This is a genomic window from Microcoleus sp. T3_A4 (assembly GCF_036700465.1).
GTDB lineage: Bacteria > Cyanobacteriota > Cyanobacteriia > Cyanobacteriales > Microcoleaceae > Microcoleus.
This window is the reverse complement of sequence record NZ_JAUBOY010000006.1, coordinates 23,564-47,946: the sequence shown is the minus strand read 5'-3', so window position 1 is coordinate 47,946 and position 24,383 is coordinate 23,564. Positions and strand designations below refer to the sequence as shown.

Below are 24,383 nucleotides of genomic sequence, written 5' to 3'. Positions count from 1 at the left end.
AGCCACGTTAAGCTCTAATTTTCTGAGAAGTCTGGTAGACACGACAGTACTTTTGGAGGTACTCTTTGTAGAATTATGTTCTGAATTATAAGACAAAGTTACAACTGATCCGATGTTGCTTCAGAAAAATTTACACTCTTTGCGATCATCGCAAGAAAGCCACTAACCAAACAATTCCTGTAGGGGAATGGAAAATCGCGATCGATCCGGCCCACTAGCCGATCTAGCATAACTCGCTTGATTGCGAATCGCTAGAATCTGCTCCTCATCCCGCAGCATCGACGGCGTAAACTGATAGCGCTGATGTCGCAAGTCCTGCAAAGTCACCTTCAATTCATCACGCTGTTTCCCTTCTACCCGATCGCGATAATATATCTCCTCAGCACATTTTCTCACGGCATTGCCTATTTCTGCTGGCGTACAAAGCCTGTAATCCCTCAATAAAATCCGCCACTCATCATCCGTCCAAGGCGAAATACAAGCATTGCGGAACTCAGGAAAATATTTTTTGAGATGAAGATTAAAAATTTCATACATCGCCCCTTCGTGAGGCAAATCCACAAAGAAAATATCATCAAAGCGACGAATTAATTCCGGTGGTAACATCCCCAAACGGTTAACTGTCGCCACGATATAAATTGGGTATTGATGTTCCTGCATCCAGGTTAAAAGCTTCCCCGATAAACGGCGAGAAACTCCACCATCCGCATTGGAATCCCACCCTGCAAAGCCTTTATCAAAATCATCCCAATACAGAATTGTAGGGCTTAAAGCCTGAGTCAGTTCCAACAGTTCGCGTAAAGCTAAGTCAGGTCTGGAAGAACCGACGATCGAACCCCAGTCAGCCGCCAACAGCGGTACTCCCATCTTCTTAGCCGCAAGTTTAGCACTCAGACTTTTGCCCGTACCCGGCGGCCCCCAGAGAATCATTCCCTTCGGAAATTTGAGTCCGTATTTCTCTGCTTCTGGACTCAACAACGAAGCCACCTTTGACAGCGACTCGTCTAGCAAGTCTAAACCACCTGCATCCGGCACATCTGCCTCAGCAATAAACTCTAGGCCTCGCCCCCGCAGCTTGTTAACCTTGTGGTCGAGTACCAACTGCGCTATTTCCTCGTAGCTAGAAGCAAAAGCTAGCGATCGCTCTAAAATTAACTCGATCTCACCTTGGGGCAACCCCTGGCAAGCTCGAACCAAACCAGCTTGCAACACCTCGTTACTTTTGTCCCCAAGCCAAGGATGGCGATCGCAAAACAACTCCACCACCTTTTGCGCTGCAACTCGGGACGGTAATGGAGTCGTCAGTACGGGAATCAAAGGCTGCAAGTTCACCGGCAGTTGTATGTAGTTTTCCAGCATCACCCAAAACTGAGGAGCCGCAGACCAAGATGAGTGATAGTAAGCATTTGCCAATTGAAACCCCAGACGCGAACTCACCTGACCGGATTCGTCAAAATCTAACACTCCCTCAAGAATGTAAATTCCCTCTCTCTTACTCTCTAATAGAAACTCAAGCACGTCAGAATCTGGGCGCAAGTCACTATTTTGTAATATACACTCACCCTCTCCACTCACAATTTCCTGCAAGCAACTGTACCCTGAGTTCCAAAAGAAAACAGGCAAATGCAGCTCCTGTCCCCAATTGTGGAACTGTGCTAACACTCTGATTCGGTCAGGCGTGTAATACTCCAGCCCGACAATCTTAATGCCTCTTTGGACCAAAGCGAGCCAGTCATTAATGGTACGCATAAATTCCACGGTAAGAAATATTCAAAGGTACTTTTCTCATTGATAGGCTACGGTCGAGCGTTGCCATCAGCCAATAGTTCTACAGCAGCCAAACCTCCTCTTAATTCTTAGGAATTATTTACCTAATTTCCTCAATATACATAATTATGTATTTCTGCTACTCAAAAAAAGATACACCGAAATATTACAGAAATTTATTTCACAGGAAAAACTATTAATTATTATTAATAATAATAAAAAACTAATTATAAATTTGATGAAATTTGAGAGCGCCTAACGGCGCTGTTAGCCGTGAAGTAGTTTAATTAAATCAAACTTTATGGCTACAACAACAGCTAAAAACCATAACTCTCCTCGCCCATCCAATGGAGCGGTGACTTTGAATGGCAAAAGCAATGGTGCTGCTAAGTCAAAGAGCCCAGCGACAGCTACCCAATCGCAGGTCAGTCGCCGTTCGACACTCACTGTAGAAGAGCAAGCAGACGCACTTCTAGACCGCGTGCGAACTACCATCCTGAAAAAATTTGGAGTCAAAATTCAACTTCGCGAAAAACGCCTCCAAACTAAGGTAGGTCACGCTACCAAGGAAAAACTAGGTTTGGATATTGCTGCACAGTTGAAAAAACGCGGCAAAACGATGAACTGGCAGCGTTGGAATAATGAAGTGTTTCCAGCTTTATTCGGTCAACCTGATGCACTGCGCCACGACATCGAAGTCATTGCTCTTGTAATGGCCAAACTGTACGACGTTTTCGAGATTGACCCGCAAGAAGCAATTAAAGGTCTCGTCAAATTCAATCAAGAATCGCTTGCTAAACGCAATAGCTATAACAAGCAGGATGAATCCGATGATGAAGATGATGATGACTTAGAAGATGAACTTGATGCTGATGAAGATGAGGAAACAGATGAATCCGAAGAAGACTTGGACGAAGACAGCGAAGATGATTTCGATACCGAGGAAGAAGATGAGGAAGATGATGCTGATGAAGATGAGGACGAAGACGAAGATTTAGAATAATCTTTCACCCTCGCTCAAATTTTACAGCTTCCTTCACCGTCGCTCTTGTTGAATATGTAAAACTCTGCTCTACCTAAAAACGGTAGAGTAGAGTTTTTTATTTTATTCATATTATGAGTATTTTAATCAAATTTCAGCTTTCAGGGAAATATTTAAAGTATTAATTACTTTCAACTTAATTAGTTTTAAATACAGTTATTAATATTTTATTTGAAGTTAAGCCCAATAATTAAACTTAAAGAGGCAGCGATTGCTGCTGTGTATATGAACAAACTTGAATTCAGGAAAATTGAGAAATGAGAGTCACTGAAAAAGTTCAAAAGACTAATGCAACCCATACCGCTAAAGCTCATAAGACTCAGATAAAAGCCCTCGACAAGTGCATTAGTTACAACGATAAACTTCGCCTAATGGTACTAGAAGTTTTGAGAGAAGAATCAGGTCGGGAACTGGCAAGTGTTGCTCGCTTTAACGGTGGCGAATTTGATTGGGAGACACATAATGCCCAATTTCGCGCTGACTACAGCGAAACACCTTTAAAGGAATTGATGCGTGCTGGTCGCATCCTATACGGATTGACCGACATGGATGCAATCCGCGATCGCCGCGCCAAGCATCGGGGCATTCGCAATAAACGGCTCGCCCGTCAGAGCAGCGGAGTCGCTTCAAGCTCGCAAAGCGTGCATGAAGAAGTGGATGTTGCTGACGACGACATCGATGATTTGGATTGAGTCGCTTGAGCAACTCAAAAATTGCCCGTTAAGGGCAGCTTCCCTACTCCTCATTCTAGGAGTGGGGAAGCTTATTGCCACCCGCCCACCCTTTGATTGAGAGCTATTTTATTTTCTTAGAACTATATTCGACCTGGATGTGAATTTTAGGCGGCTAAAAAAGGAGGAAAAAAGAGGAGAAACCAGCATAGTTATTACTCATTACACCTCGTAATTCCTACTTTTTCGGTCACAATCAGTATAAATACTTATCATTTTTCGTAAAGAATTGTTGCTTTTGACGCGATTTTTTGTATTTTAGACCCTTCTAAATCCTCCTCAATCCTCGTAATAAGTACGGTAGTCGCATAGCAAGCCATGTCAAATAGACGTAAGAGGGGGGTAAAATTGAGCACTCTTTGCAAATTAAGGGTTTTTGCTAGACTGCGATGAGAACTGTTGGAAGTTGGAGTTAGCGATCGCACACTCTGGGCAGCCAAGGGGAGAAGTTTAACGGGCAGTTTGGACTTCAACAGAGCACAAGCATGAGCAAGTGAGTCGATAGAATATTTAGTTAACTTGTAATAAGTAGTAAGACACAATTAATTACACAAAAATTGGGGTTACAAGCCTTCCCGGCACTAATTTATAGATAGATGCCGTCGCCTGTGATTCGCTAAAGGTCATAATTCACTCCATTCTCAGCTAACCAGCGCTTACGTTCCTCGAAATCTGGCAAAATCCGCTCGACTCTATCCCAAAACGCATGATTATGGTGCGGTTCAACCAAATGCACCATTTCGTGAATCGCCAGATACTCAATCATCGATCGCGGTAACATCGCCACTCGCCAGTGAAAATATAAATCTCCCTTGTACCCGCAGGAACCCCAGCGATAGCCTAAATCTCGCACTTGCACGGAACGGGGAGAAGCTTCGAGGCGATCGCCCAAAGCAGCAATTTGTGTATCTAAAATCGACGGAAGGCGATCGCAATACCATCGAATAAATACTTCTCTCCCTTGAGCCTGCGCTTCTTGCTGCAATTCAAAACGACTTTGATACAATCTCAAAGGTGGCTTTCCCTGCACGCCATCCACCAGTTTGAGGCTGTAGCTGCGGCCCAGATAGTAAAAGCTTTCCCCGGAAACGTATTCTTTAGCAGGGGTAGGAGGATTGAGAGATTCTTTCTCGATTAGTTTACTGTGAATCCACAAGCGCTTATCGTTGACGACTTTTTCTAATGTTTCCATTGGCACTTCTGGGGGTGTTGCCAAAATTAATTGACCGTCTCGTTCGACAGTGATGCCGATCGTGCGACGTTTGGCACTGGGGCGTAATTTAAAGGAAAGGTCGCCAAAGGTTAGTGTTGTCATAAAATTAGGCGATCGCGATTTTTACGGGCAAGTTGTACCAGTTTATCTGCCACTGATTCTAATTGTTCGTAATTGATTGCATCCTTATCATCTAAATACCCGGCTATCCACTTTCTTAAATCTTCTTGAACGACAGGGCTGTCCCAATTTACCCGTCGAAGTTGTTGCATAATGTGGTTGAGAATTTCGACGGTTAGTGCTGCAAGTTCGGTGAGATTTTTGTCAGAATGTTCGCCTAAAATATTCAGAAATGGCAGTTGAGTTTTCGGGTCTAACCCGGTTTCATCGGTCTGGCGACCTATTTGGATTTCTTCGATATATTTCCGTAAAGCTTGTAATTTTTCTTGCCAATTTTCTGCGAGAGATTCGAGGATTTCTTGCAGTTTGTCACTCAAGTTTTTGTAATAAACTGGGTCTTCATCATAGCGGATAGTAATGTGGTGGCGGGCGGCGAATTCCATTTCGGCTGCTTGGGCTTTAATTGACCGATGCCGCTGGACGTGAGTTTTAAAGTCCAGAGACATTATATCAATAGGCGGAACTTTTGGATCGATTCCTTGGGATTCAATATATTGGTCAATTAATGCCCGGACTTTTTCTTTGGTGTTGAAATTGAATACATTGAATCTTTCATCCCGGTAAAGGTCGGCAACGGATTTTTTAATTAGACCCAATTTTTTGGCATCTTGGACAAAGTTATAAGGATAACGGGCTTCGGGACGGGGTAAAATTGTGTCTAAGGTGTCGAGAAAGTCTTTAAGATAATTGTTGAATTCGACTCTGAGGCGCTCGTCTCTAAGCAAGTCTACACAATCATCTAAATCGTCTATTGTGCAACCATTTTGGCTGAATAAATTAATGACTAGCTGGTGTTTATCTCGCAATTTTGGCAACTCTTCCCGAATATCAAACCAAGCGGCTTCTGTATCTACTTTTTCGTAAATTGCTAAAGCTTCTGCTAGATTCACGCCGTAATAATCTACAACTAAGCCATATTCTTTAGTATCATCATGAACGCGGTTGACGCGGGCAATAGCCTGTAATAGTTCATATTCTTTCATTCCTCGGTCTAAATATAAAACTTGTTCTAACGGCGCATCAAATCCAGTCAATAGCATACTTTTAACTATTAAAATTGCTAAACTGTTTTTGGCTAAAGGATCTTTAAACTTGGCAATATGGATTTCTTGTTGACTCTTATCAGTCCACTTTTTCCAGTTGGGAGCGTCATCTTTATCAGCAGAAATGACGGCGGCGAATTCTAGGCGACGGATTGTTTCTAAATGTGGTAATGCTTGGGCGAGAAAGCGAGTTTCTGAATCCAGGTTTTCTAGGGTTTCAGTGTCGAAACTTCGCAGGATGGGGGCGCGAGTTTCGAGTTGTTGCACCAGTTCTATTTGGGCTTCTAAAAATGCTTCTTGATAACGGACGGCGGCGCGGCGAGTTGAGGCGACAACTTGCGCTTTAAAACCTCCGGGAAGGATACGATCGCAATAATGGCGCAGCATATCTTTAGCTTTGGCTTTAATCAGTTCTCGCGCTTCGCAGACTTGGGTTTTAGTCGCGTATTTAGCTTTAATTTGCGCCCGTTCTTCTGGGGTTTTATCCTGAAATACGATTTCAAATAGTTTATCTAGGTCATCGCCTTGGGTGACGGCACCTCTGGCTTCTAACCCTTCATAAAGAATGGGTAAAGTAACTTTATCCTCTTGAGATTGGCGGATATTGTACTGGTCGATAAAATCACCAAAAATTTGCTTGGTCGTTTTCTTGGCAGATTGGACGATCGGAGTACCGGTAAAACCAATTCGCGCACAGTTGGGTAATGCTGTCAAGAGGTTTGTGTGGAGGGTGCTGGCGTGTGATCGATGCGCTTCATCAATTAGCACTAATATATCTTCAGAAGGATTGAGATTTTTTGGCATAGGCTCAATTTTTTCTTCTTCTTCTGAGTCTTCACCACCTTTAAATTTTTGAATCATCCCGAAGACTAAGCCAGCACCGGGTTGTTTGAGGTACTTTTCTAGCTTTTTGACGTTTTTCGCTTTTTGTAAGGGTTCGCCTGTAAGGACGGCTGTCTCGGACAGTTGTTTTTCTAAGTCGGTGCGATCGGTAACGACGACTATCTTGAAGCGACGCAAGGCGGGGATGGTGCGAATTTTTCTGATCAGGTACACCATTGTCAGGCTTTTGCCGGAGCCCTGGGTGTGCCAGATGATTCCACCACGTTGGTCATCGGTGCCGTGTTGCGTGTGGCTTGGGTTGTCGAGGAGTCGCCTGATGGCTTCGTGGACTGCCCGATATTGTTGGTAACGGGGGGCGAGTTTAATCGTGCGTCTGTCGCTGGTTTTGAAGAGAGTAAAGTTTCGCAGGATGTCGAGGAGGTTGGCGGGTTGTAGCATCCCGGCGATAAGCATTTGGCGCGAGTTGAGTTCGGTAACGCCGAGTTCTGCGGCTATTTCGGTTTGGGGGCAGGGAGTGGTGTCTTTCCACTCGACATAATGCTCGTAGTTCGCGCCGATGGTTCCTGCTGCTGCCCGATGTTGAGACGCGGCTATCATTAACTGGTTGTAGTGGAATAGCTTTTCTGCGCCTTCGGGTTGGCTGCTTCCCCGTTGGTTGGAATATTGCAACAAATCGCGGATTGCTTCGGTGATGGGCTTATCCAGTTCGGGGCTTTTGCACTCGATGACGACGAGGGGGATGCCGTTGACGAGTAGCACGATGTCGGGGACGATAAACCCCCCTTTGCCTGTTGCCCAAGGGGGGTCTACTCGGTATTGATTGATGGCTAGGAATTCGTTGCGGTAGGGATGCTCGAAGTCGATGAAGTGGACGGTGCGATCTTTGCCGTCTTGTCCCTGAACTGTGGTGCCTTTGAGGAGTAAATTTGTAGCGGCTTGATTGGCTTCCATTAGTCTTTGTGCGCCCAGACGCTCTAATTGACTCGCGGCGGCATTCACTTGGGTATCATCGAGCCAAGGATTGCCGCTGTCATCGAGGTTGATGCGTTTGATGGCGGCTTTTAGACGATCGCCAATTAATACTTGCTTGAAGTTCTCGCGATCGGTAACTTGGGGATTATCCCAACTGCCTTCGATATGCTGCCAACCCATGCTGATAAGTTGGTCGATGGTTGGCTTTTCAACATAAATATACTCTGGCGTTAGTTGGGGCATTGTTCCAGTAAAGGTAGGTTACGAGGGTCGATCGGCTGCATCGCTCGCCACAGTTGCATCGGGTGCTAATGATTCTAGCTCTGGTGGCAGATGATTGGTAATAAAGGAACTCCAGTGAGGTATCCCACCTGAATCAAATTCCATCTGCAAAATTGACGCATTCGGTACTCGAAAGCCTCGCGAAAATCCCAAAAGCCGAGTCATCGCAACGGCATCAATTACCGTTGGGTTAGCCAAAATCTGCCACAGCATTGCTTTGATAAAAAATCCATGTGAAAAGACAACTACAAAACCGGATTGTTGTTGTAACTGGTTCAGGGTAGTTCGGACTCGTTCCATCAGTTGAACCAAGGATTCGGCGTTGGTTCCATCGACATATTCAGGGTCGCAGCGATCCCAGTAAGCTTTGCTCAAAGGTTTGCGAGCCTCGGTTGTGGTTGGTTGGTCGAGCTGTAGGCCCAGATAGGTAAATTCCTGAACTTGCCAAACCTCAACGGGTGTATGTGGAAATTTTTCAATCAATGGTTGAGCAGTGAGTTGTGTTCTCAGATAAGGCGAAATCACAATCTTGTCGGGAGTTTGTTGGACGGCGGTTGGAATACATCTTGATTGTCGATCGCCCAATTCACTCACGGCGTTTTCATGCGGCCCCATAGTTGCCAACCCTGCATTAGATTGACTTTGACCATGACGAATAAGCCAGATAGACACGGTTTGATATTTCCTCTTATTTAATGGGTGAAAATCCCAGGACTGGCTAAACTGTATCACCTACAGAGGTGAATTTATCGGCATCTTTGACCCGCACTTTTCCGGTTAATAAGTCGTGCATCAGTCCTTGTTTTTGGAGTTTGAGCTTGTCGCGGTAGGCTTCTTCGCTGCGGATGCGGGTGTCGTAAGTGTCAAGTATTTCAGCAATGCGTTGCTGCTCTTTATAAGTAGGCAAGGCTAATTGATACTCACTTAACTCCTCTCGATTAATCTTCGGAAATCCACTACGCATAGAGACTGCTGTAGCAAATCGAGAAAAATCCTCACCTAAAATTAACTCTAAAAGAAAGCGTGACACAATAGTTGGTTGAGGTCGAAGCGGGTACATATCTGCACTACAAAGTCCTTCTCGATTTGCAAGTACAGCTTTACGAAGATAAGGACGAATTTTGCTGTACAATACATCCCCTGATTGGAAACCATATTTCCCGCTGATAGCATTTTGTTCTGCTGCTGTCTGAAGATTAAGAATTCGCCCAGTTTCCGATTCAATATGATCGGGAGCAATTAGAACCCAATTACAATAAGGTTGTTGTTTTGGATCTAGCTGACCATTTGGCAGCGAGATATGATCCACTAATTTCACCACTTCCCAATCCTTTGGAATTCGTCCCAGTAGTGAGTCTTTGAACTGTTCGGGGTGCCCGATCGCATCCCTCAATTCCCCATTCTCATCTAACCCCCGTGTTAGCAAGTCGTGCAGCAGTCCAGCCTTCATCTGCTTGAGCTTGGCGATGAGAGAGGAGGTATGTGCGATCGTCTCATCACAGCTTTTAAGAATTAAAGCAATTTTTTCTTGCTCTGCTAAGGGCGGTCTAAGAAATGTTAGTGAATAAAAATCGCGATGTTTTAAATCAGGAATAGTTGTGGTTCCTGCTCTCAACTTAATCTCTTTCTGGATTTGCTCAAGGTTTAGATAGCAAACAAGGTAATCTCTGTTAACTTTGCTCCTATCATAGTCAACCAGAAAAAAGTTGTTATGGAAAACTCCCTCAACATCAGTAATAATTTTTCCGGTTGCTCCTGTTCTGGTAACTAGAACATCATCTTGGTGACAAATAACGCGATTACCAGGCGATTCGATAAACTCTAATAGGTGGGAATTGCCAATATTATTAAGGTATTCAACTGTGATGTAGATATATCTACCAGGCTTGTAGTCTTTAAATCTTCTGGAAATAGCAATTTGAAGACCTTGCCTTACTGTTGAAACGTCCTCAAAAGTTAAAACTTCCCAATCAGCCGGAATCTTTCCTAAAGGCGAATCCTTAAACTCCTCAGTCTTAACCAAAGTCTCACGCATAACCCAACCCACTCAAAAACTCATTCAACTGCTTCGCCGCCGCATCCCGTTCCGTTTCAATATCCTGCAACGTCACCCGATACTTATCCCACCAATTCTCTACCGCCACAATAACCTGCTGACGGTGAGCCGTGACATATCGCTCCAACTCAGCAATTAAGCCATCCTTGAAAATCGCCAACACCAACCCCTGACAATCCTCATCCGTCAACGCCGCACGTTTAGCTGACAAACGCTTCTCCACTTCTTTCTTCAGCATCCTCAGTATCCCCTTCGCTTCATTCAATTGCTTTTTAATGTCCTTATAGGGTTCCAGTTGTTTCTCAATCTCGGCAATTTCCGCTTCCATTGGCTCAACCGTCGCCTCAAGTTCTGCGATTTTAGCCGCATTCAACAGCGGCGAATTCTTCTTTAAATCCTTAATTTCCTTCTTCGGCTCCTTAATCGAACCTTTCAGAGTCTTGAGCCTTGTCTCCAACTCCTTAGCAAAATTAACCGCCTCCGACTCCTCCTCAGTTGCTTCTCCCTCTTGGGCCTCTTCTCCCCCTTCAAACGCAACCTTAAGCTGCTCTAACTGGGCAATTTTCGCCTCAGCGTCCGCAATTTCCTCCAGATAGTCCGGCATCAACCGCACCACCAGCTTATGATTGAGCGGGTCGAACTTCGTCTGATTTTTCTGCGTATCATCATCCTGTTCTAAAGCATCCCGAATCGTATCCACCCAACTATCAACCAACCCGCCAAAATCCGATTCCGAGAGCGTTCTGAGTTCATACTTCACTTCATCCCACCAACTCGCCACCACACCCGCAACCTTGAAGCGGTCAAGTAAACCCACAGGTTCCAGGCTATCAACAAACGAATGCAAAAACTCCCCTCGCAGTTCCATCACTTTCTTCGTTTTCGGCAACTCCCCCAAATCTGGTGCATGAAGTTGCCACCAAGCAGCAAACACACTATGAAGTTTACCTTCTTGTTGTTGAACGCCAGCATCAGATTCAATAAATTTTTTAATCTCCCCTCTTTCCGTAATTGAGGCAATAAAATCTAAATAATCCATTAACAATGCTCCACTAAAATTCTAGTTGGATCGAATCCATGCGCCTCTAACAATAGACGCTTTGCCTCTACCTCAACTTTAGGAATTCCTCCCAATAAATGTGCTTTCACATCCTGCGGTTCTGGCGGTGGCGCATTGTCCGCATAGCGGCGAATATTGCAGTTATAATCATTGTCTGCTAATTCCTGCTTTGTCACCACTGCCGAATAACCCGGTAAAGCCTTAAAATTTTCAAACACCCAGGTAATCTTTTCAATATGTTCGGGGCGCAAATAATTCTGAGCGCGACCTGCATAAAATTCCGCATCGGCATTAATAAATAACACCTGATTTTTACGTGCCGCAGGTTTCGCATCTTTACTCCCGCGCATCACTAAAATACAAGCAGGAATCCCCGTTCCATAAAATAAATTTGGCGGCAAACCAATCACCGCTTCTAAACGATCTTTCTCAATCAAACTCTCGCGAATCTTCTTCTCTTCACCCCCCCGAAACAGCACCCCATGAGGCATTACCGTCGCCATCATCCCATTATCTTTTAGCACCGCCATCATGTGCTGAGCAAACATTAAATCTGCTTTTTTCCCGTCTGCTGGACAAAACCCATGCGTAAACCTTCCCTGAAATGCCATGCCTTCACGGCTATAGTTTTGGGAAAAAGGCGGATTGCTAATTACTCGGTCAAACCGCATCAGTTCCCCGCCTTCAATATGTAAGGGATTAAATAGGGTATCATCATTGTGAATATCCGCATCCCGAATTCCGTGCAGCAGCATATTAATCTTACAAATTGCCCACACGCCGCCGTTATTATCCTGCCCGTAAAGCGCTAAATTTCTGGCATCGCCGCCGCACTCTTCAACATATTGCTGTGCCAGAATTAATATACCCCCCGAACCACAACAAGGGTCATAAACAGACATCCCTGGTTGTGGTTTCATCAGCCGCACCATCAACTGCACCACTTCACGCGGCGTATAAAACTCGCCCCCTTTCTTCCCCGCAGAATCAGCAAAATCTTTGATCAAATACTCATAAGCAGCACCCAATAAATCGGGGAAAACCAAATCTTCATTTCGCAACCGATACTTACTAAAATGTTGAATTAATTCGCGCAATTTAGAATCAGAAAGCCGATTCTTTCCCACCTGACGATTAAAATTAATGTGACCTAATACTCCTGCTAAAGCTTGGTTATTATCTTCCAGAGCTCCTAAAGCTTTATTCAATCCATCTGCTACTTTTTCATGTACTTCATCGCGAATATAAGCCCATCGCGCTTTTTCCGGTACAAAAAAAGCCTCTTGGTAACTCATGGGATTTTCCGCCCTCAGTTTCGCATCTTCTGGCGTGCGTCCCCGTGCCAGATTCTCCTGTAGAATTTGGTCGTAACGTTGCTCAAACACATCCGAAGCGCGTTTGAGGAATAGCATCCCAAAAATATACTCTTTGAACTCCGAAGCATCCATATTGCCCCGCAGGATATCGGCGGCGGCAAACAGATGTCGTTCCAGTTGTGGCAGAGTTAGCTTACTCATGAAAAAATACTTAATATTAAGAAAAAAATATTCCTGATAAATGCGATCGCCCCTAACTCACCAGCTTACTAGCTAGCCCTTGATGAATCCGATCTAACCAGACAGGAATTACCGGCTCACCAGATTTTAAGGATGCGTTCGCGAAGCGTGCCGGAGGCATCTCGCACTCTCCTAATCAAACTCTACCAGTTTAAGCGATCGCTTTTTTGAATCCCAGCCCAACATAAACCACCCTAGCGGAACCGCATTTGTAAATTCCGGTTCATTCTCCCTCAGCCGTTGCCGCGTCCGAAGCGCCACCTCAAAACTCAACCCCACAGACAGACAAAGGTCAAACGGCGCCAACTCCTCGACTTGATGGCAGGCAAAAACAAGCTCTAATCAACAAATTACTGATCCAAGCCAGTAAAAACATCAAAACATAGAGTCAAGCATTTCGGTAACGTCTTGTTGGTCGCGGCCCCGGTTGTCGTCCTATATCATGAGAATGTCTAGCTTTCTGTGCCTGCTGAGTTGCGGAATGTGGGTTCAAAAAAAAGCTGCCCCCTCTGGACTAAGCGTGCAGCTTTTTGCAGCCTGGCGGATACTACTTCTTAGAAGAACCTGACTTCTTTCGTAATATTGGTAGGGTTAGTACCTGAATTAGTAAGACAATAGAACGGATTAGGAAGGGTATAGCTACAATGAATTCAATTTCCGTACCCAAATTACTGAGGCGGTATACTTGGTGGAATTTCGCTCGGAACAGCAATGCAGTTTGAAAACAATCCTGATTGCTGTTCCGAACAACTAGAATTTCCTTTGGGCTATGGCTGCTGTATCGGAACACCATTCAACACAGCCATGACGAACCCAGAAATGGCATCTACACTCATTAAGCTGCCTAACCGAGGGATGAATCGTCGGTCGTCCTAACCAGTCTATAGTAACTTTCCATGAAGGATGCTGAGTCTGGTTTAACGACAACAAAATCGCCTCTCCGCATTCACCGGGACATTGAAAACAAGCCCACTTTCGATAGCGGGCATCACCAACGACCAATACCTGTTTCGGTATAATTTCTTCAGGTGCTGGATGAAGTTTAACTATCCGTGCTGACAAGTCGGGTCTTTCAATTACTTTCAGCTTGATTAGAATCCATCGAATTATATTGCGAAGAAACATAGCTCACTCCACCAAATCGAGAAATGGAACAATATCGCCTTTGCCCCAACAATCAGCAGTACCGCAAATAGGGCAATGTGACTTGGAATCAGCAGCTTGCTTTCGATCGGTCATTAGGTGAAATTTTCTTACTCTTTGGGCTATCGCACCGTTCTCGCCTCGAAATCCTTGAAGGCGGTGTACCAACTCTTCAATCGCCATAATCGCAACACCTGTGGTGAAGAGTACCACTGCGGGACTTGGGTTTCCTTCACCTAGAACGTAAGCCTCTGCTTTCCGCCGTTCGTATTCGACTGGATGGTTCCGCTTCAAAGCCTCATCCCGCGCTGCCACAGAATTGATAACTTCTCGGCACAACAGGCAGGTGTGGTTGGGTATCAGTGCCGTTACTCGACCATCTAGCGCTTTGATTTCTGGCGGTTCAGTTGGAGATACCTCAATGGCAAGCCCTCCATCGAAAACAGGAGTCAGGTAATAGTAGGCAAAGCGGTTAAGCAACAACCGTCCGGCATGGTCATCCGTGCAACCGAAGACTATATCGCAGGATTTCAGGGCATCTCGGCAATCCCGATCGCCTATCCACGATTGATAGGACTTTACTTGCACTCCAAGCCCTAGCTCCGAGAGCGATCGCGCTACAGCAAGAACCTTCGCGTGCTTTGCTTCAGCGTCTTCCCGAGTCGCGCCGTGAAGTCGGTTTAAGTTACTCTCTTCAACTACATCTGGATCGAAGAGCGCAATCAGCCGTACTCCCATTTTGGGAAGCAGCATGGCGACTGCGCTGCCCGTACCGCCGCAGCCTACAACTCCAACCCTGAGCGTTGATAAATCCTGAGTAAGTGCTTCCCCAAATGCGAGCGATTGTCGGTGAAAGACTGACGAAGGTATGCCCTGCCTCCGTCCTTTGTAGTGGAGCTGAATTGCTTTTCCTACAACACAAATCAGTTGTAGGGGAATCGACTCCTGCTGGCTCGTCCACAGGCGACCGACAAGCTCTCCTGAGTCTGTGAGAATTAGGCTCAGGAGTTTTGTCTGGGGCCCGTTTCTGTGCTGGGCAAGCTCTACAAGGTCAGGCTCGTTTCTATCATCCTGTTCGGAAAACGCAGCGATACCTCTCGGATGGCTGTGAACGATAGCCACTGTCATCCCCCTCGTGTGAGCGAGCTTCAATGCTCGAACAAAAGAATCAGTTTTCCAGGTAATATGCCGATCTGAACTCGAAACTATTTCATCTTCAGGTACCGCGAGGATTTCATAGGAAAGATATTTCCTCCGCTGCTGGCTATCCCAAGGATCGGATTCAACGACTACCTCACCGCAGAGCACGTAAGCAGCCCGTTCTCGTCCATCTTCGAGGCTCAGGCTTTTTTGGAGGTATTTAAGGTGCTCCTCCTGCAACACCATACTGGCAGTAAAGCTCATGCAGCCACCTCCAGGGCGTGTTCCACGCGCTTGAGCATCGTCCAAATACCGTCAGTACCGGAACGCCACTCGTTGTTGTGGCGCGACCACCGCTGCCAGGATACTCCGTTGAACATAAAAGCCTGGTTTGCTGCTGTGGGGTAACGGTTGTGAGTGGCAAGCTTCACCCAGGGTTGCAAGTAAAACATATCTGGCGGGACATCTGGGTAGCCTGGCGGAAGCACGATCAATACCTCTGCCTGGTGGACATCGTACTTGTTAGACGGCAACCTAAAGCTAGGGAGAATGACCCCTTTCTGGCTCCCGTCTATAACTTCCTGAAAAACAATACCTTTGCTTTCAAGATATTCCCGCTCTCGCGACGGTAAGAAACTCACGGATTAACCCTCCGTCGTAGTCTTCTTACCGGTGAAGAAGCGCTCGACTCCGGGAGCTTGGAGATCCACCGACTCCTCATTTCCCACCGGGCGGTCTTCTCCGTCCCGTACCTCCAGCCAAACTCCATAAGATTTGGGGTCAACTCCCGCAAGTTGTTTGAGCTTCAGTCCGGTAATTAGCGGTATCCCCCATTCAAATTTCCGGCCGTCAATTACAAAACGGAAAGAGCGATCGCTTTGCCAGGTGATAAACGCCTCTATACCCGGTTTCCGCAGATCGACCGTTTCATCAGGCCTGATTTCCTCAAGCTGCCCGTTCTGCAACCGCTGAAAGATGAGGTATTCATCAGATGGCCTCTTCCCTGCCGCGTCCAGAAGCTGAAAGCCCGCAATAACTGGATCGTCCACTTCATAAGAAGTTTCATCAATCTGAATCCGATAATTTTTTGACGCAATCACAGTAACACTCCTTTACTAATTGCGAGAATGACTAGCAATTGCTAGCTCGCAATTACCAAGATTACACAAGTGACTTAAAATTGCAAGGTAGCAATGGGAGAGGGAGGATGGCTAAGGTAGAGTTCGATGTAGAGTCCTTTTACGCAGCGTTAGACAGTCAGCGACAGTCGCAGCGCCTAACGTGGAAGCAGGTAGCGGCACAGTCTGAGGTAAGCGCGTCCACTTTGACCCGCATGGCTCAAGGAAGGAGGCCTGATGTGGATAGTCTCGCAGCACTGCTAAAATGGTCGGGATTGCAGGCTGAGTCCTTTGTCAAAGGAGCTCGGGATGTTCGGACTGAATCAGACCCGCTTACTCAAATTACTGCGTACTTGCGGGCCGATCGCAATCTCACGCCAGAAGGAGCAGCAGCTCTCGAAGCTATTCTCAAAGCAGGTTACGAGCGTCTACGCAAGGATCGAATAGATTGATGAAACAGCAGTTACGCCGCGGGTTCAAATCTGAAGCGGATGCTTATGCTCGGAAATATAGAAAGGAACTGAGTCTCAGACCTCATGACCCCCTTTGTCCCTGGAGATTGGCCCAACACTTAGAAATCCCCGTAGATCCCCTATCGGCTTACACCGAAATACAAGAAGCGGTTGCCCATTTTATGGAACAGGCTCGGGAAAGCTTTTCGGCTGTCACCATCATTGACGGCGACCGACGGCGTATCATCCACAACGATTCGCACGATCTCCTCCGACAGGCTTCAAATATCGCTCACGAACTCGGTCACAGCATTCTCGGTCATATCGCGCGTCCTGTACTCGATAAGCACGGCTGCCGCCACTTCGACGTGGAACAGGAGGATGAAGCGAATTGGTTAGGGCCAGCGCTGCTTATTTCAAAAGAAGCAGCCTTTCACATCGCTAAAACTAAGATGAGCGTGGTGGAAGCAAGTAGGGTTTATCTGGTTAGCGAGCAAGTCATCACCATGCGCCTCAATATGAGTGGAGCGCGCAAGATATTTACCAAGTAATTGACAAAAATGAAAGACTTATTCCCCGGCTATTATTCCCCATCTGACGAAGATTTTTTGGAGCTTTGGCAAAAGTGCATCTTTATTTTTGATACTAATGTTATTTTAGATTTTTATGAACATCGTAATGAAACACACGAAGATTTTTTTAAAGTTTTAGACGCTATAAATTTTAAAGCATCTTGCAGAGAGGAGCTAATTCAAATAAGGGGTATTTCCAGGGATTCAGCCCCCTAAACCACTTTGACTATCTGGTTCCGATCGCTCCCAATCCCTATTCCTCGCCTCTATCCGATCTAGCTGCTCTGCCACAACTGCCCAAAAATCAATATCTTCAGAGGAAATACCCTGAGCTAAAACCAAATCTTCTCCACGCACCTTGATTAACTCCCCTCGGACAGAAACAGTCAGAGAAGACACCGAAACCCCTTCCGACTCTTCCACGATCAGATCGTACAAATCTCCTACCCGAACGCGAGTGTACTCATCAGTCTCTTCCACGCGATCGCGTGCATAATTGAGGAAATACTCAAAAGCTCTTTGAGCCGTTGGCAGAATAGACTCAGCCATTTTTACCTGCTGAATGTCCATTGTGGCTGCTGGCGGTACTGAATCAGCATTCAAATCGCCCGCTGGCGGGTTCGGAATTATCGGCTTTAACCAGTTACCCAAATCCTCAGAGTTTTCTTTAACAGTTGCACCCAAAACCTCTGCATCGCCATAAGATAAAGCGCTTTGCACTTCACCCTCTAAAGTAATCCGCAGCACAATGTGGCTGTCTCGATCTGAAATTACCCTGATTGCTTCACCCGACTCTAAAAATGCTGTCCAATCTTCTATAACTTTGCATTTCCCTAGCTTTAACTGTTGATAGCTATCTAATAAAGCCCTAGATAGCAAATTCTCTAGCTCTAAGCGCTCTTCTTCTTCCAGCTTTACTACCTCTTCTGTAAACTGTTCTCGGACTCCCTCTTCACTTTCAGTCTGGTCTTTCAAAATAGCCAAATTGCTTAAACCCAGAGGTACGATTAGTTCGCTAGAATCAGAGCGATCGCTCTTTAAATCTTGCTCCTGTATTTCAGCTAAAGCCCCCGCTTCTGTCGAGAGCGAATCAGCTTCATCGCCCTCTGCTTCACTACCCAGCGTCCCAACTTGATTGTCACCATCTGCTTGCGAAAGCCAAACCAGCAAATTTTGTTTTGGTTGCCAATCTTGCCTATTTGAAGAAGATAAGCCTTTAAGCTCGAGAACTCGGCGCTCCCAATCTTTGTTTAATTCGATGAAATTGGCTGCGTTAGTTTTTACCAAACTGATTTGAGCATAGGCATATTTCTCACCTGCCAAGGACAGGGCAAAATCAATAGCAGCAAGGCAGCCGTGATAGAAATCTTGAGTCTCGCCGATGCAGATGCAATCTTTTATAATCGGTTCGCAATCGGTTTCTTTTCCAATTTGTCTTAGTTGAGAAATGGAGCTAGCAGGCAACCTACAAATGGATAGCTTAGAGTCGCCCTCTTCTAAATTTGAACTTAGATGTTGTTGGGGCAAATCATCTCCTCCATCATTGATAAAAGTTGCTATTTTAGCTTCTAAAAGGCTAAGTGTTTGTACCCCGCCTTCTTCATCTATTAACTTGACTGCCCGATCCAATCCTGCAAGCAATCCCTGATAAAAATCTTGGGTTTCTCCAGCTATCGATCGGTCAGTTGCTATCTTCTCAAAAAAAGCTAACCCTATTTGTTTCAGCCTCAAGATATACTCAGGAGAAAATCTCTGCATCGTGCCTAAAAACATAAGCGTGCCGCCCTCTAAAAGCGCGTCGATCTTTTAGCAATCAACCTATCATGCATTGTTGTCGTTCTCAGTAAGCCTTCAGTTGTAACTAACTTTAGTTCTCAAGGCACAGAACATTAAAGCGGTACTTGTTGTATCAAAAAGTAGCGATCTCGAAAAAAAGCCGTCAAACAAATTCCTATTGCTATAGCTAGCTGAAATTAGAACAAACAACAGCCACTCGGATGATAATTTCTGCATCTGAATCGCGTTTGAATAGTCCGCAAGAGTAATTTTGCTGATGACTTTTGAGCTGGAAAATTAGGAGGGACGGCGGATTGAGTTTACAGCCTTTAGCTTTTAGCTTAAATCAGTAACTTTTACTGTTAATAGGAGAACGGCGTTCCCATGCAGTTTGACCATCAACACAGCTCTCGAAAGCCTGCACCCGTTGCCGATCCGCTGCGACACAGCAGGAGGCACATACTAGCATCCGTCCTATTGCTACTGGACAGCGATCGCGCTTTTGCCGACTGGTCTCTCCCCCAACTGCCCCACGTATCAGGGTTTACCTATAAAGGAAATCGCTTTTTGGTAGCAACTCACAAAGAGGCTGAGCAGATAGTTTGGGGGTGGCTCGAGGATAATTTATGGGCAGTAACCAATACTGATGAAGATATGGACTTGCTGCTCCAGCACTTGCAAATTTCCCCATCTCTAGTTGAAGCATTTAATGGACAAGCTGCTATCAATTACCTTCGGACAGTTCATCCTAGAAAATTTTGCAAGCTTCTGTCCCCTGCCATAGCCAATCCCACCCAGTTCGTGCAAGCTCTGTTTGAGAACCGCAGCAGACCGGGACTGGTTAAACGCGCCATTTGTGAGTCAGCCCAGTTCTCGCCTTTGGCTTGGACAGAAGTAGAATGGGCTGGATATCTCATTTACTGCATTGTTAACCAACCAGAGGTACTTCCTGGCTCGCTCAAACTAACAATCAACTATCCTTATCCCTACAAGTCAATGAAAGAGCGAGCTTAGAAGTATTTAGCGTCACCTGCCAGCATTTATACCCGACCACATTGCCGTTGTCTTTTACAGCAACGGCATGGTCACTGTTACCAATTGCCTTTCCGAGTGGGAAAAAATAAAAAAATTGCTAATGCGCCTTCTGAGATATCACTTTTATATGAGAGTATAACTATAGTTTTTTTACAAAACGGTCTGGGGATAGTGACGGTTCATACCTAAAGCGCAGACATTCCCAAACTTCAACAAGAGTGCAAATATGCTTACAGTTTTAACCGCCGCCTCCTTTTGCACGCAAGATTGGAACTATGGTGGCACGTTACCGGAGGGCAAGTCATGACAAAGATAATCTCGCTGTTCAACCAAGCCGGTGGTGTGGGGAAAACCACGATCGCGCTCAATCTCGGCTACCACCTCTCTAAGCGAGGCCACAAGGTTCTTCTCATCGATATCGATCCTCAAGGTTCTCTGACGCTCTTCATGGGGGTTGACTCTCAGAATTTGGATAAAACTGTATTTGATGCCATTGTCAATGAGGAGCCTATGCCCATCCACACTGGCATTCACGGTATGGATTTGGCTCCTACCAACATCAACCTCAGCGCGGCGGAAATTCAACTGGTTAACATGGATTTTCGGGAAGTTCGCCTCAAAGATGCGATCGCCCCAATTCAAGACAACTATGATTTCATCCTCATAGATTGCCCTCCCAGTTTAGGGTTGCTCAGCTACATCAGCTTGGTAGCCGCTACTCACGTCTTAGTCCCCGTTGAGACTCACTACAAAGCCTTTGAGGGCACCAACCTCCTGTTGCAAACAGTAGCGAGAATCAGAAAGAAAGGAAACCGCTCTTTGCAGATAGCTGGTTTTGTTCCCTCCCGCTATGCTGCTGCAAACTCTCAGGACAAGCGGACTCTCAAGGCTATGAGCGAGCAGTTTACGACCTTCGGCCCCGTTTACACTCCCATCCCGCGCATAACTGCTTTCGCGGATGCTTCCGAGAAACAAGTCCCGCTTGCTGTTTACGAACCTAAGAATCCCGTCGTCAAAATATTAGACCAGCTAGCAGCCAAGATGGAGAAACTCAATGTCAAGTAAGAATGACCAGCCCTATAAAGGTAAGGCAAATTTGAGCGTTTTGTTTGGAGATGATGAAGTGGCAGAACCAACGGCAGAAAAACTGCTCTCGATTGAGTCGATAAAGCTTCCATCCTCTCAACCTCGCCGATACTTCGACTCCCAAGCTATGCAGGCTTTGGTTGAGTCAGTAAAAACTGATGGAATTCTCCAACCTCTATTAGTCCGTCCTTTGGGAGATGAAAAATACGAGCTAGTAGCTGGCGAAAGGCGGTATAGAGCTGCTAGAGAAGTGGGATTGACAGAAGTTCCTGTTATCGTTCGGGACTTGACCCAACAGCAAGCTCTGCGCGTCGCATTAGTTGAGAACCTCCAGCGGGAAGACCTCAACCCAGTCGAAGAAACGGAGGGTATCTTGCAACTGCTCTCCCATCACCTTGAATACGATCTCGAAGAGGTGGTGCGGCTGCTCTACCGGATGCAAAATGACGTACAGAGGATGAATGATAACGTTATCATTCATCATGAAATGCAAATAGTCGTCAAGGTTTTTAACGAATTGGGGCGGATGTCGTGGGAATCTTTCGTCAGCAACAGACTGGGACTGCTGAAGCTGCCGACAGACATCCAAGAAGCCCTGCGCTGGGGTCAGATCGAGTACACCAAGGCGCGAGCGATCGCCAAAGTTAAAGATGAGCAGGCAAGAAAGTCGCTTCTAGAAGCAGCGATCGCTGAAGGTCTATCTTTAACTCAGATTAAAGAACGCATCGCGGATTTAAAGGCAGGTACTTCGGGAGAAGAACCGGAAGAGAATCTAAAAACCCAAATAAAGGGAGCTTTAACAAAAGCGAACAAGTCCAAAGCTTGGAGCGATCCAAAGAAGCAGAAGCGCCTCCAAAAAATCCTAACAGAGCTAGAATCTCTTTTAGCAGATTAGAAAAAGTAAGGGCGATAGCGCATCCACCTAATCGCTACAACCGGAGTCTAGACAATAATTTTAGCCATTGAAGGTGATGGTTGTGCCCCTTCAAAGGCAGAAGTGAGAAGACACTTATGATCAGTTAAATATCCGGCTTCTAGCTTCTGCCTTCATACTTCGGTCTTCGGATGTCTTCTGCGTTTGTTTTGTAAGACTAAGAAGCATTCTTGGTGCAAGTCATTGTACAACCGGACTCCTAAAAACTTATTCAGGACTAGGCGCAATTGTCACAATTAGTAAGGTGCGTCAGATATCTAAACCCTCAATAATCGTTCGATCGATTTACCTGACGCACCCTACAACTTGATTTTAGTATGCCAGTTGCGTCCAGTCCTGCGATTGTTATTTGGGTTTGTTTCTAGCTTAACGCGCGATCGCGCTGCGTGCAGGGCTTGATATTATTTCTGCGCTGGCTGTTCAGAGGCAAAGTTTAAGTTTTTGTGACGGATGCCCTGTTAATCGAGAGGACATTATTTTTTGGCGATCGGTCTGATGCAGGCGATCGCGCGCGGGACGGCACAATTATTTATGTAAAAATAAAAGTCGCGCTAATAACAATTCTAACCAACAGTGGCAGTGAATGAGAAATTAGCTTTACGACAGTGAATGAAAAATCAGCTTTTAGGTAGAACTCGCTCAAGCTTGGCAGTTGATAGGTTGGAGACAGGAGATGAAATCGAAAAAAGCCAACTAAAACCAAGTTTTGCTTATGTTGACAGTTATGCCACCAACTCACACTCTTTCAAACCGCAGCCGACTTTCACCATCGTCAAAGTATCAAACCCTGTTAGACTGTTTTTTGGCAGATTTTCAAAATTCGCTAAATGCTTTTGCTCGCGCCTGGAATAAGTATCAGCCAAACGATTCCCTCTCGAACGACAGAAAACAAGACTTAGATTGGCTTGAATCGACGCTCCAAGAGTACAAGATTTCCATCCAAACTTCAACTAGCAGCAAAGAGTTTTGGAAAGGCTGTAAGGATGGAAAACAAAGCAGGAGAACAATTTCTGACTTCGACTCGCCAAGCGTCGCACAAACCTTACTCAACGCGAGCGCGAATCCGAAAGCCACTCAAATCTACGATCTGGGATTTCAAGTTGGATGGCGGTACGTTCGCCTCAAAGACTACTTGCTGCGAATCAGAAAACAGCGAAAGTTGGAAGAATCTCAGCAGCTTCAAGATTATCGACAATTTTTAAGTTTTATCCGCCAAAAGGCTGATTCAGAAGATATGGACTCATTCGTAAGTTTTGGATGGAGGGGTGAAAGGAAGTCAGGACAATGAGAGATAAACCCAGTAAAATCTTGGCCGTTGACGATGCAGCCGACAACTTATTTATTATGCAGGCAATCCTCTCAGAAGAAGGCTACTGCGTCACCACAAGATCAAGCGGGCTTGAGGCTTTAGCTCAAGTTGAGGAGTCACCGCCAGATTTACTCCTGTTGGATGTAATGATGCCAGAAGTAGACGGTTACGAAGTAACTTACAGAATTCGCTCAAATCCTCAACTTCCCTTTATCCCCATCCTGTTAATTGCGGCTGACAACTCAACAACCATAGCTGATGGACTTGACTTGGGGGCTGATGATTTCGTTTGCAAGCCCATCCAGGTGAATGAGTTACTGGCCCGCGTCCGCAGCCTCCTCCGGCTCAAACACAGCATAGATGCGATGCTGGAAATGACAAAGGCACGAGAGGATTTTGTGGCTCGTCTTACCCACGACTTGCGGATTCCCCTAGTTGCCGCTGATAGAATGCTGACCCTGCTCAAACGAGGGAAATTCGGTGAACTGCCCATTCAAGCGGTAGAGGCGATCGCCACCATCGGTAACAGTAACCAAAATTTGCTTTCGTTAGTCAATACTTTACTGGAAGTTCACCGATTTGAATCTGGTTGCAAGAGCCTGGCAATCGCCCCCTTCGACCTCAAAAAACTGGTCAAAGAAGTCGTCAAAGAACTGGAGGCTGTGGCTATTGATAAAGGACTTGTCCTAACCTGCGACGAGTCAGACTCGCAACCGCTGCGGATTGAGGGCGATCGCCTCGAACTCCGCCGAGTCATCACCAACTTAGTCGGAAATGCCATTAAATTCACCGATTTTGGTTGTGTGAAAGTCGTTGTCCGTCCAGATGCCAAATCGGTAAGCATTAGCGTAGAAGACACCGGCCCCGGCATCAGAGCCTCAGAACAAGCCTCGCTGTTTGAACGATTTCGCACCGGAAATCATGCCAGAGCAGGTTGCGGCTTGGGGCTGCACTTGTCTCGCCGGATTGTAGAAGCCCACTCTGGCAGTATTGACGTAGCATCAACGGTGGGTCAAGGCAGCACATTTACTGTACGGCTCCCTATCTCGCTCTAAAAATCTTGTTTGGATACA

At 45.9% G+C, this 24,383-nt stretch carries 23 protein-coding genes; 11 read left to right on the top strand and 12 right to left on the bottom strand.

The genetic code is table 11. The features are described 5' to 3' along the window. Window positions 1–162: 162 nt before the first annotated feature. Window positions 163–1,749: an AAA family ATPase gene (locus QUA07_RS05120; RefSeq protein WP_333323113.1), complete on the bottom strand. Its 1,587-nt coding sequence runs from the start codon at window positions 1,747–1,749 to the stop codon at window positions 163–165. A gap of 319 nt (window positions 1,750–2,068) precedes the next feature. On the opposite strand from QUA07_RS05120, the gene QUA07_RS05115 reads away from it, so the two are divergent. Both QUA07_RS05115 and QUA07_RS05110 read left to right on the top strand, forming a co-directional pair. Beyond that, window positions 2,069–2,770, top strand: a complete 702-nt coding sequence (locus tag QUA07_RS05115) for a hypothetical protein (RefSeq protein WP_333323111.1) — start codon at window positions 2,069–2,071, stop codon at window positions 2,768–2,770. Window positions 2,771–3,066: 296 nt separating this feature from the next. Further along, complete coding sequence (locus QUA07_RS05110) at window positions 3,067–3,501, top strand: aminoacyl-histidine dipeptidase (RefSeq protein ID WP_333323109.1); 435 nt, start codon at window positions 3,067–3,069, stop codon at window positions 3,499–3,501. 655 nt (window positions 3,502–4,156) lie between these two features. Here QUA07_RS05110 and QUA07_RS05105 read toward each other — a convergent pair. From QUA07_RS05105 to QUA07_RS05060, 10 genes are all read right to left on the bottom strand, one after another. Continuing rightward, window positions 4,157–4,855 carry a SprT family zinc-dependent metalloprotease gene (locus tag QUA07_RS05105; protein ID WP_333323107.1) on the bottom strand — a complete coding sequence of 233 codons (699 nt, stop codon included), beginning with the start codon at window positions 4,853–4,855 and terminating at the stop codon, window positions 4,157–4,159. Then, complete coding sequence (locus QUA07_RS05100) at window positions 4,852–8,034, bottom strand: HsdR family type I site-specific deoxyribonuclease (RefSeq protein ID WP_333323105.1); 3,183 nt, start codon at window positions 8,032–8,034, stop codon at window positions 4,852–4,854. The genes QUA07_RS05105 and QUA07_RS05100 overlap by 4 nt, the downstream gene beginning before the upstream one ends. Before the next feature lie 18 nt (window positions 8,035–8,052). Continuing rightward, the gene (locus QUA07_RS05095; RefSeq protein WP_333323104.1) at window positions 8,053–8,745 is read right to left on the bottom strand and encodes a histidine phosphatase family protein; all 693 of its coding nucleotides are present in this window, start codon (window positions 8,743–8,745) and stop codon (window positions 8,053–8,055) included. 46 nt (window positions 8,746–8,791) lie between these two features. Next, window positions 8,792–10,108: a restriction endonuclease subunit S gene (locus QUA07_RS05090; RefSeq protein ID WP_333323102.1), complete on the bottom strand. Its 1,317-nt coding sequence runs from the start codon at window positions 10,106–10,108 to the stop codon at window positions 8,792–8,794. Further along, on the bottom strand, window positions 10,101–11,168 hold the full coding sequence (locus tag QUA07_RS05085; protein WP_333323100.1) for a hypothetical protein: 1,068 nt from the start codon (window positions 11,166–11,168) through the stop codon (window positions 10,101–10,103). Before QUA07_RS05085 ends, QUA07_RS05090 begins: the two co-directional genes overlap by 8 nt. After that, window positions 11,168–12,706, bottom strand: a complete 1,539-nt coding sequence (locus tag QUA07_RS05080) for a class I SAM-dependent DNA methyltransferase (protein WP_333323098.1) — start codon at window positions 12,704–12,706, stop codon at window positions 11,168–11,170. Before QUA07_RS05080 ends, QUA07_RS05085 begins: the two co-directional genes overlap by 1 nt. Window positions 12,707–13,495: 789 nt before the next feature. Next, window positions 13,496–13,870, bottom strand: a complete 375-nt coding sequence (locus tag QUA07_RS05075; protein WP_333323096.1) for a DUF6527 family protein — start codon at window positions 13,868–13,870, stop codon at window positions 13,496–13,498. A 3-nt stretch (window positions 13,871–13,873) separates the two neighbouring features. Further along, window positions 13,874–15,292 (bottom strand): ThiF family adenylyltransferase, encoded by a 1,419-nt coding sequence (locus QUA07_RS05070; protein WP_333323094.1) that lies wholly within the window; start codon window positions 15,290–15,292, stop codon window positions 13,874–13,876. After that, the gene (locus QUA07_RS05065; RefSeq protein ID WP_333323092.1) at window positions 15,289–15,669 is read right to left on the bottom strand and encodes an E2/UBC family protein; all 381 of its coding nucleotides are present in this window, start codon (window positions 15,667–15,669) and stop codon (window positions 15,289–15,291) included. The genes QUA07_RS05070 and QUA07_RS05065 overlap by 4 nt, the downstream gene beginning before the upstream one ends. Window positions 15,670–15,672: 3 nt before the next feature. Then, window positions 15,673–16,128: a multiubiquitin domain-containing protein gene (locus tag QUA07_RS05060; RefSeq protein ID WP_333323090.1), complete on the bottom strand. Its 456-nt coding sequence runs from the start codon at window positions 16,126–16,128 to the stop codon at window positions 15,673–15,675. 107 nt (window positions 16,129–16,235) lie between these two features. On the opposite strand from QUA07_RS05060, the gene QUA07_RS05055 reads away from it, so the two are divergent. The 3 genes from QUA07_RS05055 to QUA07_RS05045 are packed head-to-tail and all read left to right on the top strand — an operon-like array spanning window position 16,236 to window position 17,386. Continuing rightward, window positions 16,236–16,598 (top strand): helix-turn-helix domain-containing protein, encoded by a 363-nt coding sequence (locus QUA07_RS05055; protein ID WP_333048851.1) that lies wholly within the window; start codon window positions 16,236–16,238, stop codon window positions 16,596–16,598. Then, the gene (locus QUA07_RS05050) at window positions 16,598–17,149 is read left to right on the top strand and encodes an ImmA/IrrE family metallo-endopeptidase (RefSeq protein WP_015211632.1); all 552 of its coding nucleotides are present in this window, start codon (window positions 16,598–16,600) and stop codon (window positions 17,147–17,149) included. The genes QUA07_RS05055 and QUA07_RS05050 overlap by 1 nt, the downstream gene beginning before the upstream one ends. 9 nt (window positions 17,150–17,158) lie before the next feature. Continuing rightward, entirely contained in the window at window positions 17,159–17,386 is a 228-nt protein-coding gene (locus tag QUA07_RS05045) for a PIN-like domain-containing protein (RefSeq protein WP_333323088.1), read from the top strand. Here the strand turns inward: QUA07_RS05045 and QUA07_RS05040 are convergent. Then, window positions 17,375–18,943, bottom strand: a complete 1,569-nt coding sequence (locus QUA07_RS05040; RefSeq protein ID WP_333323086.1) for a hypothetical protein — start codon at window positions 18,941–18,943, stop codon at window positions 17,375–17,377. The two genes, QUA07_RS05045 and QUA07_RS05040, sit on opposite strands and share 12 nt — an antisense overlap. Window positions 18,944–19,330: 387 nt before the next feature. On the opposite strand from QUA07_RS05040, the gene QUA07_RS05035 reads away from it, so the two are divergent. The 6 genes from QUA07_RS05035 to QUA07_RS05010 all read left to right on the top strand — a co-directional run bounded on the left by QUA07_RS05035 (window position 19,331) and on the right by QUA07_RS05010 (window position 24,365). Further along, window positions 19,331–19,960 carry a hypothetical protein gene (locus QUA07_RS05035; protein WP_333323084.1) on the top strand — a complete coding sequence of 210 codons (630 nt, stop codon included), beginning with the start codon at window positions 19,331–19,333 and terminating at the stop codon, window positions 19,958–19,960. Between the two features lie 324 nt (window positions 19,961–20,284). Further along, a complete protein-coding gene (locus QUA07_RS05030; RefSeq protein WP_325314687.1) occupies window positions 20,285–21,046 on the top strand; it encodes a ParA family protein in 762 nt (253 codons plus the stop codon). Beyond that, a complete protein-coding gene (locus QUA07_RS05025) occupies window positions 21,036–21,962 on the top strand; it encodes a ParB/RepB/Spo0J family partition protein (protein ID WP_333323081.1) in 927 nt (308 codons plus the stop codon). The genes QUA07_RS05030 and QUA07_RS05025 overlap by 11 nt, the downstream gene beginning before the upstream one ends. 482 nt (window positions 21,963–22,444) lie before the next feature. After that, entirely contained in the window at window positions 22,445–22,588 is a 144-nt protein-coding gene (locus QUA07_RS05020) for a hypothetical protein (protein ID WP_333323079.1), read from the top strand. A 125-nt stretch (window positions 22,589–22,713) separates the two neighbouring features. Beyond that, entirely contained in the window at window positions 22,714–23,289 is a 576-nt protein-coding gene (locus tag QUA07_RS05015) for a hypothetical protein (RefSeq protein ID WP_333323077.1), read from the top strand. After that, window positions 23,286–24,365 (top strand): hybrid sensor histidine kinase/response regulator, encoded by a 1,080-nt coding sequence (locus QUA07_RS05010; RefSeq protein WP_333323076.1) that lies wholly within the window; start codon window positions 23,286–23,288, stop codon window positions 24,363–24,365. The genes QUA07_RS05015 and QUA07_RS05010 overlap by 4 nt, the downstream gene beginning before the upstream one ends. Window positions 24,366–24,383: the final 18 nt, after the last annotated feature.